Source organism: Planktosalinus sp. (assembly GCF_059864935.1).
This window is the reverse complement of the sequence record NZ_JCBCCK010000084.1, coordinates 1-9,215: the sequence shown is the minus strand read 5'-3', so window position 1 is coordinate 9,215 and position 9,215 is coordinate 1. Positions and strand designations below refer to the sequence as shown.

8 protein-coding genes and 1 riboswitch are annotated in these 9,215 nt (G+C 40.2%); of the genes, 4 read left to right on the top strand and 4 right to left on the bottom strand.

Annotated features, from left to right (window positions below; translation table 11 throughout):
• From AC6F75_RS03835 to AC6F75_RS03825, 3 genes are all read right to left on the bottom strand, one after another.
• On the bottom strand, positions 1-244 hold a 244-nt coding region (locus AC6F75_RS03835; protein WP_500713625.1), incomplete at its 3' end, for an iron chelate uptake ABC transporter family permease subunit.
• Between the two features lie 379 nt (positions 245-623).
• The gene (locus AC6F75_RS03830; protein WP_500713624.1) at positions 624-1,010 is read right to left on the bottom strand and encodes a GxxExxY protein; all 387 of its coding nucleotides are present in this window, start codon (positions 1,008-1,010) and stop codon (positions 624-626) included.
• A 185-nt stretch (positions 1,011-1,195) separates the two neighbouring features.
• Positions 1,196-2,338, bottom strand: coding sequence for an ABC transporter substrate-binding protein (locus tag AC6F75_RS03825; RefSeq protein ID WP_500713623.1), 1,143 nt, complete (start codon positions 2,336-2,338; stop codon positions 1,196-1,198).
• Positions 2,339-2,496: 158 nt separating this feature from the next.
• A riboswitch (cobalamin riboswitch) is annotated at positions 2,497-2,838 on the top strand.
• A 71-nt stretch (positions 2,839-2,909) separates the two neighbouring features.
• Between AC6F75_RS03825 and AC6F75_RS03820 the strand changes: the two genes are divergently transcribed.
• From AC6F75_RS03820 to AC6F75_RS03810, 3 genes are all read left to right on the top strand, one after another.
• Complete coding sequence (locus AC6F75_RS03820; RefSeq protein WP_500713622.1) at positions 2,910-4,835, top strand: TonB-dependent receptor domain-containing protein; 1,926 nt, start codon at positions 2,910-2,912, stop codon at positions 4,833-4,835.
• Positions 4,836-4,965: 130 nt separating this feature from the next.
• Positions 4,966-5,946: a YhjD/YihY/BrkB family envelope integrity protein gene (locus AC6F75_RS03815; protein WP_500713621.1), complete on the top strand. Its 981-nt coding sequence runs from the start codon at positions 4,966-4,968 to the stop codon at positions 5,944-5,946.
• A 59-nt stretch (positions 5,947-6,005) separates the two neighbouring features.
• Entirely contained in the window at positions 6,006-6,860 is an 855-nt protein-coding gene (locus tag AC6F75_RS03810) for a mechanosensitive ion channel domain-containing protein (RefSeq protein WP_500713620.1), read from the top strand.
• Between the two features lie 61 nt (positions 6,861-6,921).
• Here the strand turns inward: AC6F75_RS03810 and AC6F75_RS03805 are convergent, their stop codons facing one another.
• Positions 6,922-7,410, bottom strand: coding sequence for a nuclear transport factor 2 family protein (locus tag AC6F75_RS03805; protein ID WP_500713619.1), 489 nt, complete (start codon positions 7,408-7,410; stop codon positions 6,922-6,924).
• A 57-nt stretch (positions 7,411-7,467) separates the two neighbouring features.
• On the opposite strand from AC6F75_RS03805, the gene AC6F75_RS03800 reads away from it, so the two are divergent.
• On the top strand, positions 7,468-9,215 hold a 1,748-nt coding region (locus AC6F75_RS03800; protein WP_500713618.1), incomplete at its 3' end, for an HAD-IC family P-type ATPase.

Genomic DNA, 9,215 nt, shown 5'->3' with positions numbered 1-9,215 from the left:
TAACGCCCAAAACAAAAGGCCCTGCCAAGGGGTTCCGGAAAAGGGTTTGCATTAAAAGCCCGCTGATGGAAAGTCCGGCACCTACCATAATAGCGGTAAGTGCTTTTGGGAGTCGGTAGTCCTGAATGATAAATGTCCAGGAGGCCTTTTCGGTATCGATGTAAAAAAGTGCTTTTGCCACTTCCTTAAACGGAATGGAAACAGAGCCCAAACTAACATTGGCAAAAAAAACAACAATAAGCATTACGCTTAAAGCGAAAAAGTGTTTATTGTATGTGGCGGTTTTTTCCAGTTTTCTAGTTTATTTTGATGATTTGGCTTTGGTTGTACCACAAAGTTGCACAGAGAAGCTCAAAGTTGCGCAAAGGTAGTTTTTAATACTTTTTCTCTGTGGTTTTTGCGGAGTCTTTGTGTAACTCTGCGGTATAGCTTTTTAGAGTTATGGTCTTTGTTGTACCGCAAAGTTGCACAAAGAAGCACAAAGTTACACAAAGTGTTTTTCATTTTTCTTTGTGGTCCTTTGCGGAAACTCTGCGTGACTCTGCGGTATAACTTTTTAAAGTTGTGGATTTTGTTGTACCGCAAAGTTTCACAAAGAAGCGCTAAGTTACGCAAAGTGAGAATTAATAAGTATTTGAAGAATTAATTATTCTTTTAATTCCATTTTTCATCAAGGTAACGTGAAAGTTTAGCAAAAGGCCTAGCTTATAATCTCCTAGTTTCAAATAAGTAAGCATCTGAGCTGTGTGTATATCGTTCAAAGCTTCCACAGATTTAATTTCAATAACTACCTTGTTTTCAACTAAAAGGTCAATTCTATAACCGTGATCAAGTTTGACATCTTTATAAATAATGGGTCGTGGTACTTCTTTTTGAACAAATAATCCTGTGTCAAGAATTTCCTTAAAGAGACATTCCTGATAAGCTGATTCAAGCAAACCCGGACCTAGGTGCTTATGAACTTCTATGGCACAGCCAATGATGGTATTTGAAATTTCATTTTCTATCATAACTTAATCTTTTATGAAATCCCTGTCTTTAGCTAATTTACAAACTTTTGATTATACATTGAAGGTTATACCGCAAAGTGGCACTAAGAAGCACAAAGTTACGCAAAGTGTTATTCATTTTCTCTGTGGTTCTTTGAGGGACCTTTGCGTAACTCTGCGGTACAACTAATTCCCATATTAAAATGCTATTCCAAAGCCCTAAAAAAGTAAAGTTCATAATCAGGTAACAACTCAGGGTGCAATATCTTTACTAAATCCTTTAAAACCAAATCGGGACGGTTGGGGGCGAGTTCGTAATAAACAACACCACCCGTTTCCCCTTTCAAGCTCGAAAAACTATAAACGTTTTTATTCCTGAATGCATCAAATTGGGTGTAAGTCTTATTGGCATCTTCAAGCTCTTTGTAGGTTGTAAATTGTCCCGGGCCAATCCAGAAATCGGCGTGTTGTGCTTTTTCTATAACGGTTTCCACATTCAGGGCAATGCTCCCGGTGCCTTGACTGTCTGCCCAAAGGTAGGTGCCATTGGCATCGGCGATAAACCGGGCACCCCAGCTTTTGCCTTCGGGCAAGTACCAGATGTCTTTCCAAAGGGCACCACTCAAAACAGTAGGGGAGTTTTCTACCGTTTGAGCGAGTTCCTTTACGGCATTGTATTCGGTTTCAATTTCGCTGAAAAGCGTATTGGCCTCTTCCATTTTATCAAAGAACGCCCCAAAAAACTTAATCCACTCCGCTTTCCCTAATGGATTTTGCTCTGTCCAATCCCCATTAAAAACAATGGGAATGCCGGCGCGTTGCAGGGTCTCATAGGTTTTGTTGTTTCCGGTAACGGCAAAGCCAATCATCACATCGGGCTGAAGGTCGATGACGTTTTCGGTATTGATGGATTCGTTGTTGCCAATTTCGGTAATCTGGCCTTCATCTATGCGTTTGCGGGTGTTTTCAGAAGAGATATAGCTGAGGTTTGGGAAGGCGATGAGCTTATCAGTTTCGCCCAGCATATCCAGCGACGGAATGTGGGTGGTGGAAGTAACGATAAGGTTTTTCACAGGCACCTGCACAATAGCATCAAAGATTTCAGTTGGCTCAAAGTTCTCTTTGTTTTTGACCAAAGCATAACGATACGTCTTTGCCGCTTCCGGCCACGGATTGGTGACCTCGATCACTTTATAATCACCCTTATCAGTGATGGAAAAGCCCTGTGCATGGCTGATTTCAACACTTTTTGCAGAAGTAGTTTTGGTGGCGGGAGTGGTGTTTTTTTCGTTTTTGCAGGAAATAAATATTAAAAAAGCAAAAAGAAAAATTAGTGTCTGATATCTCATATATAATGTCTAAAGTCTATAGAAAAACAAAAGTAACATTAATTTACATAACTATTTAAGCCCCTCTCCTTGGGAGAGGGGTTGGGGTGAGGACATTTTCATTATTCATACTTCTAACTTTATCCAAACTTTCCTTTCTCCCAACTTCAAAAATGTTTATTTTCGCACAGAATTTTGGTTTGCAATTCTCAAAATAGGGATGCGCGATTAAAAGGGAATCAAGTAATCCTCCCGCTTCGTCGCTAAAGCTTTAAAGCGTCAGCGACCCAGCCCCTCCAAAGGAGGGGGGGCAAGGGAAACTAAAGTTCCCCCTCCTTGGGAGGGGGCTAGGGTGAGGACCAATCTTGAGCTGTTCCCGCAACTGTGAAACTATGCCGAACTTGTTGCGGCATCTCGTTATCGAGTTGTTATGACTTCAAAAACCACTGTCCGCCTCCGGCGGGTGGGAAGGTAACATAACAAAGCTAAGCCAGGAGACCTGCCACATTCAAAAACCAATGTCAAACTTTCGGGATAAAAGTTTGGGTGAAGAATTCTTCATACCTTATTTCCCGGTTAATTCATTTAACCAATGAACAAATTAATGATTACGGCACTGTTGTGTGCCACCACTCTGGTATCTGCCCAGGAACTTCAAAAAGCAGAACAATTAGACTCCGTTTTTATCGACACCAAAGTGCAACTCCACCGTAAAAACAGCGGTAAAGTGGTCACAAAAATCACTTCAGAAATCCTGGAGCGCAGCACCGGTAAATCGGTGGCGCAGGTGATCAATGAGGTTTCAGGTATTGAAATCAACGGCAGCCGCAGTTTTGACGGTCAAAACTTGGGTTATTACGTGCGCGGCGGAAGAAACCGTCAGGTAGTGATTATGATGGACGGCGTGCAAGTGACAGACGGTTCCCAAATTGCCAATGATTATGATTTGCGACTGGTGCCGGCACAAAACATTGAGCACATTGAAATTGTCAAAGGTGCTTCCAGTGTGTTATACGGAAGCGGTGCTGCCACAGCAGTGATCAATATTACCACCAAGAAATCAAGTGACAAGCCCATTGCAGCGAGTTTTACTTCAACGATAGGAACCAATCAGGCGCAAGGGGTTGACAACTATCGCGCTGAGGAATTCACCAATTCGGTCAATGTTAATGGGACGCTGGGCAAATTTTTCTACCTGGCGACGTTTAACAACCGCTATGTGGACGGACTTTCGGCCATTGTCGCTCCGGAAGATGAGGATCCTTTTGAAAGCGATGTGTTCAACAGTTTTAATACTTATGTTAACCTCGGAGTTCACTTGACAGAAAACATCAGGATGAGTCAGTTTTTTAGTTTTAATAAATTCAAAGCCGGTTATGACAACTTTGATTTTACTGATTCAGACCATCTATCAGAAAATCGCCAATTGCGCACCGGTGGTAACTTTGAATGGAAATACAAAAACGGGAAGTATGTGTTTAATGACTCCTATGCGTGGATAGAACGTGAACTTTCCGATAATTTTCCGGTGAGATATGACGCACGTTTTTATGCGTTGGACAATTATCTGCAGCATCGGTTAGGAGAGCAGTTTACCACAATCGTTGGGTTTAACTTTTCAACATCAAATATGAATGCATTCAGCATCCCTTTCGGCGAAAGTGATTTTGCTCAAGTCATTGATAAAGACGACGCCCAATTCACCATTTTTGATCCTTATGTGAATGTGGTTTATGTTTCCGATTTTGGACTCAATGTGAATGCGGGTGCGCGATTGAATACCCATTCGGTATATGACAACAAGTTGGTTTACAGTTTCAATCCGTCTTATAATTTCGCTTTAAGCGAAAACAATTTAAAAGTACTGGCTTCATACAGTACGGCTTATATTACGCCTTCATTGTTTCAGATTTATGACCCTTCTTTTGGTAATGAAGACCTGAAACCCGAAGAGAATGCCACCATTGAAGCCGGGTTGGAATTTACCACAAATACCAACTTCAGGGCCAGTGCAGTGTATTTTACACGCAACGAAAAAAACTTTGTCGATTTTGTGACTGTTGATCCCGTTAATTTTATTTCGGAATACCAAAACATTGCTGATGAGTTCACAGCAAGTGGCGTTGAGGTGGAGCTTTCCAAAAGGTTTAACAGCACATGGATGGCAACGGCCAACTATACCTTTACCAATGCCGATGAGCGGTTTGCTCTTCGCATTCCTGAGCATAAAGTGAATGCTTCAGTACTGTTTCAACCCAATGTAAAAACCAATTTATCACTTAGCTATCAATACAATACCGAGCGTGAAGACCGGTTTTTCAGTATGGAAACCTTTCAACAGGAGGCCGTTACCCTAGATGCCTTTGGATTGCTTGATTTTTATGTGAGTCATCAGGTGATGGAAAACCTGAGGTTGTTTGCCTCGGTAAACAACATTTTTGATGAAACGTATGAAGAGTTGTTCCGCTATTCAACCCGTGGTCGCAATGTGCGTCTTGGGTTTAGTTTGGAGTTTTAGTAGTTAGTTTTTATAAATCTCATAAATGAAGCTGCCGTGAGGTGGCTTCTTTTGTTTTTAAGCTTTATGTTTTTTTTAAATGAAATGGTTTAGATAATGCTTAAATTTAGTAGCAATCTGAAAAGCCATTATGATACATTTTTTTAAAACCTTTTTTATACTGCTCAAAAAAGCATTTATAAGCTGGGGTAAAAACGACCCTTTTCCCAAAGGGGCAACCATTGCATATTATACCCTTTTTTCACTTCCCTCCTTATTAATAATTGTCATGACCATTGCGAGTTCTTTTTTTGAACGTGACGCGGTGCAGGGTAGGATAACGGAGCAGATTAGTGATTTTATTGGAGGGGATTCCGCAAAAGCCATTGAGAATATGATTGTTAATGTTTCGGCTTCAGAAGATTCCACTTTGGCGATTATTTTTAGTGTTGGGATGGTACTTTTTGCGGCTACCGGGGTGTTTTTTCAGTTGAAAAAAACGATGAATAATATTTGGGGAGTGGCGGCAAAAAAATCAAACTTTGTCAGAATGCTTTTCGACCGATTGATTTCATTCGGGATGGTTTTGGTGATTGGATTTTTATTGCTTATCTCACTTTTAATTTCTGCGGTTTTAAGAATCTTAAAAGAGCATATTGAGAATATTTCTGAAAGCCTTACTGCTGTTTTTGTCGATGTGATGAATTTTGGTTTGTCCTTCTTCATATTAACCATCCTTTTTGCAGCACTGTTCAAACTTTTACCTGATGTGAAAATTCGCTGGAGAATTACCTTTCTGGGTGCTGCATTAACAACTACTTTGTTTTTGATTGGAGAATTTTTGATTGGATTTTATTTTGGACAAAGTGAGCCGGCATCTGTTTATGGTGCTGCCGCCTCTGTGGTGATTATTTTGCTTTGGGTCAATTACATTTGTTTGATTTTGTATTTTGGCACAGAATTTACAGTGCAGTATGCCGAATATAAGAATGAAAAGGTGACTCCCAATCGGTTTTCAGAACCGGCTATTCATCAAGAGATAGAAAAACTAAGTTCACGGTACATCAATCCTGAGGAAGAAAAAAGGATTTTAGAAAAATTGCGTTCCAACTTGGAATATAAAGATGATTAGATTCTTGAAAAATAATATTGATTATCCTTCACATAGATTTATTTAAGTAATTTAGACCAATGGAAAGTATATTTAAAGAGCGCATTCAGGAGATTTATTATGACTTTTTACACCTGATTCCCAATCTGGTTTTTGCCATTCTTTTTTTTGGGATAGGTGCTTTAATCATTCATTTAATAAAAAAGCAACTATTTTCACGAATCGTCAAAAGGGCCAAAGACCCTGTGGCTTCTCAGTTTGTTACTGATATTATCTTAGTAATTTTCTATATCTTCCTAATCCTAATGACTTTTAGGGTTTTAGGGCTAAGCACTGTTACTCAAACCATTATTGGTGCAGCGGGATTAACTACTTTTATTATTGGTTTTGCGTTAAAGGACATAGGCGAAAATTTTCTGGCGGGTATTGTCTTAATCTTCGACCGGCCTTTTGAAATGGGAGACCTCATTCAAATTGACAATCAGGTGGGGCGGGTAATCAGGATTTCCATCAGGGAAACCACCATTAAAACCACAGACGGTAAAGATGTATATATTCCCAACGGAGACATTATTAAAAAGCATTTTATAAACTATACGATTGATGACCAACTTAGGGAGAATTTCGAAATAAGTGTTTTTAACAGCAACAATATACGAGAAGTGATAGAGCTGATTCAAGAAACGTTACTGTCTTTTAATCAGATTTTAAAAACCAGAAAACCTTCGGTTGGCATTAAAAATTTTGATAACGGCATGGTTCAATTGAATGTGTTCTACTGGTACAACCTGCGCGGAACCCGTTCACGTGACGGCCGTTTAAAAACCGATGTGATGTTAGCCGTTTTGGAAAAGCTAAAAGAAAATAGCATTGCATTTCCTGACCATATTCAGGATGTGAAACTGCTAAACGAGGGCAAAAAGGTAGAAAGCTAAAACAGCAAACAGTTTTTAAACACAAAAACTTCTTAAGAAGTAGCCTTTAAAAAGCAGCCCCTTATTTTTTTTGGGAATAAGTATCGAGCAGGGATCTGGACAAGTTTCTTATTTTTGACTGCACGGCAGGTGTCCACCCAAAAACAAAACCTTTCCAACCAATGGCCTGATGTGCCCATTTCCACAGATTGAAATGGTCAATGTGTTTGATTATTTTTCCGTTTTCTATGGTTAGTTCAGTGGAAATTTTATTGTGAATGTGCCTTCCTGTATTTGATGAAATTGGGTATCGGGCTTCCCAGTTGACACGTGCAGTGTTTTCGGTTGTTTCAATCACTTCAAAATCAATTTTTAGGTTGCCTTGGCTGCGTTCAATAAGCATTTCCCACATCATCTTGGCCTCGTCTCCTTTTAGTTTTCCAAAGGCCGGATCTTCAAATTCAATCTGGTCGTCATAAAACGAAATCATGGTCTCTGCGTCCCCTTTCGCGAAAGCGGAATAAAAACCTGTTGCAATTTCCCGGGCATCCATAAGTGTGATATTTCTCATTTAAAGAATGACAAATTACGCTTAATTTTGATTTAATATGAACTTTTGTGACAGTTTATGAATCAACAAGCGGCCAAAATTCAATTTCACAGTATTTCTAAAGAAGAGGCTGTAAGACATTTAGGCAGCTCGGCTGATGGTATATCTCAGGAACAAGTTGAAGAACTTAGAAAAACCCACGGCTGGAATGAACTGCCCGAAGCTCAAAAGGTTTCCTGGATAAAAATGCTGGGTAAACAGTTCAAAAGCCTGCTTGTTATTATACTTCTAATTGCCGCTGCGATTTCCTATGCCGTTGGTCATGAAGTGGATATGTATGTGATTCTAGCCGTTGTTGTTATCAATTCGCTTATTGGTTTTATTCAGGAGTTGAAAGCCGAGCAGGCTGTTTCAGCACTGCGAAAAATGATGGTGCAAAAAGCCCGGGTGCTTAGAAACGGTAAAGAAATTGTTGTTTCTTCACGCGAACTTGTCCCAGGAGATATCATCATACTTGAAGAAGGCGATAGCATTCCCGCAGATGCCCGTATTATTGAATCCAAAAACCTGCAGGTTACAGAGGCTTCACTCACCGGCGAATCAGTTCCGCAATCTAAAGGTGATGCTGTTCTACCTGAAGATACTCCCTTAGCCGACAGAAAAAATATTCTTTACAAAAGTACATTTGTTTCCGGAGGTTATGTCAAAGCAATGGTTTGCGGTACAGGATTAAATACAGCGATTGGAGCCATCGCCCAAACTTTGACCACAATCAAAAGGGCACAAACCAACTTTCAGAAAAAGACCAACATGCTGGCCAGGCAAATGGCTGTAATAGCAATTATTAGTGCGGCATTGTTGTTTACGGTCGGTTACCTTTCCGGAAATTATGAGCTGGATGAGTTGTTACTCGTCTCCATAGCTGCATTGGTTTCTGCCATACCGGAAGGCCTGCCAGCTGTGCTTTCGGTCGTTTTGGCCATAGGTTCTTACCGAATGTCCAAACGCAATGCGATAATTAGGGATTTTACTTCTGTCGAAACTTTGGGTGCTGTTACCACAATTATTACCGACAAAACCGGAACACTTACGCAAAACAAACTCACAGTTAAAAAAGTGTTTGTTTATGGTGGCGAACCGATTGAAGTTTCTGGTGAAGGCTGGTTTCCTGTGGGGAATTTCAGCAGGGACAAAAAAATTATTGAACCGGCAGTAGATGCTACTTTAAAACGATTACTCGAAATTGCAGCCTATTCCAACAACTCATCCATCAAACACGATGAAAAAACTGACGATTATGAACTTGCAGGTGACCCTACTGAAGGTGCATTACTTGTTTTGGCTGCAAAGGCAGGTATAAAATATAAATCTTCAGACAAACTTAAGAAAATTGATGATTTGCCGTTCAATTCAAAGTTAAAGCTACGTGCTTCATTGCTTGAAATTTCCGGCGAAAAATTTCTTTATGTGATTGGTGCACCTGAAAAAATCCTTGACATTTCAAACGCAATTGCTTCTGAAAACAAAGAAGTTGCTCTCACCACATCCATCAGAAAACAACTTAAAGACGGCATGGATGCGTGGTCATCAGATGCTAAGCGGGTGATTGGTTTGGCCTATAAAAAAATGCCTGATTCGGCTGAAAAAATAGACGAAGACGCTATAAACGATTTGGTGTTTTCAGGTTTTACCGGAATGATAGATCCCCCCAGGCCTAACACCAAAGATGCTGTCCTGCAATGTAAAAGTGCAGGAATAAGGGTAATTATGGCAACCGGGGATCACATAAATACCGCCATTGCCATTGCCAAAGCTGTGGGTATTAT

Coding starts and splice junctions, on each gene's coding strand:
- AC6F75_RS03820 (WP_500713622.1), top strand. CDS start 2,910: ATGAACAAATTAATGATTACGGCACTGTTGTGTGCCACCACTCTGGTA.
- AC6F75_RS03830 (WP_500713624.1), bottom strand. CDS start 1,010: ATGATAGAAAATGAAATTTCAAATACCATCATTGGCTGTGCCATAGAA.
- AC6F75_RS03810 (WP_500713620.1), top strand. CDS start 6,006: ATGGAAAGTATATTTAAAGAGCGCATTCAGGAGATTTATTATGACTTT.
- AC6F75_RS03825 (WP_500713623.1), bottom strand. CDS start 2,338: ATGAGATATCAGACACTAATTTTTCTTTTTGCTTTTTTAATATTTATT.
- AC6F75_RS03805 (WP_500713619.1), bottom strand. CDS start 7,410: ATGAGAAATATCACACTTATGGATGCCCGGGAAATTGCAACAGGTTTT.
- AC6F75_RS03815 (WP_500713621.1), top strand. CDS start 4,966: ATGATACATTTTTTTAAAACCTTTTTTATACTGCTCAAAAAAGCATTT.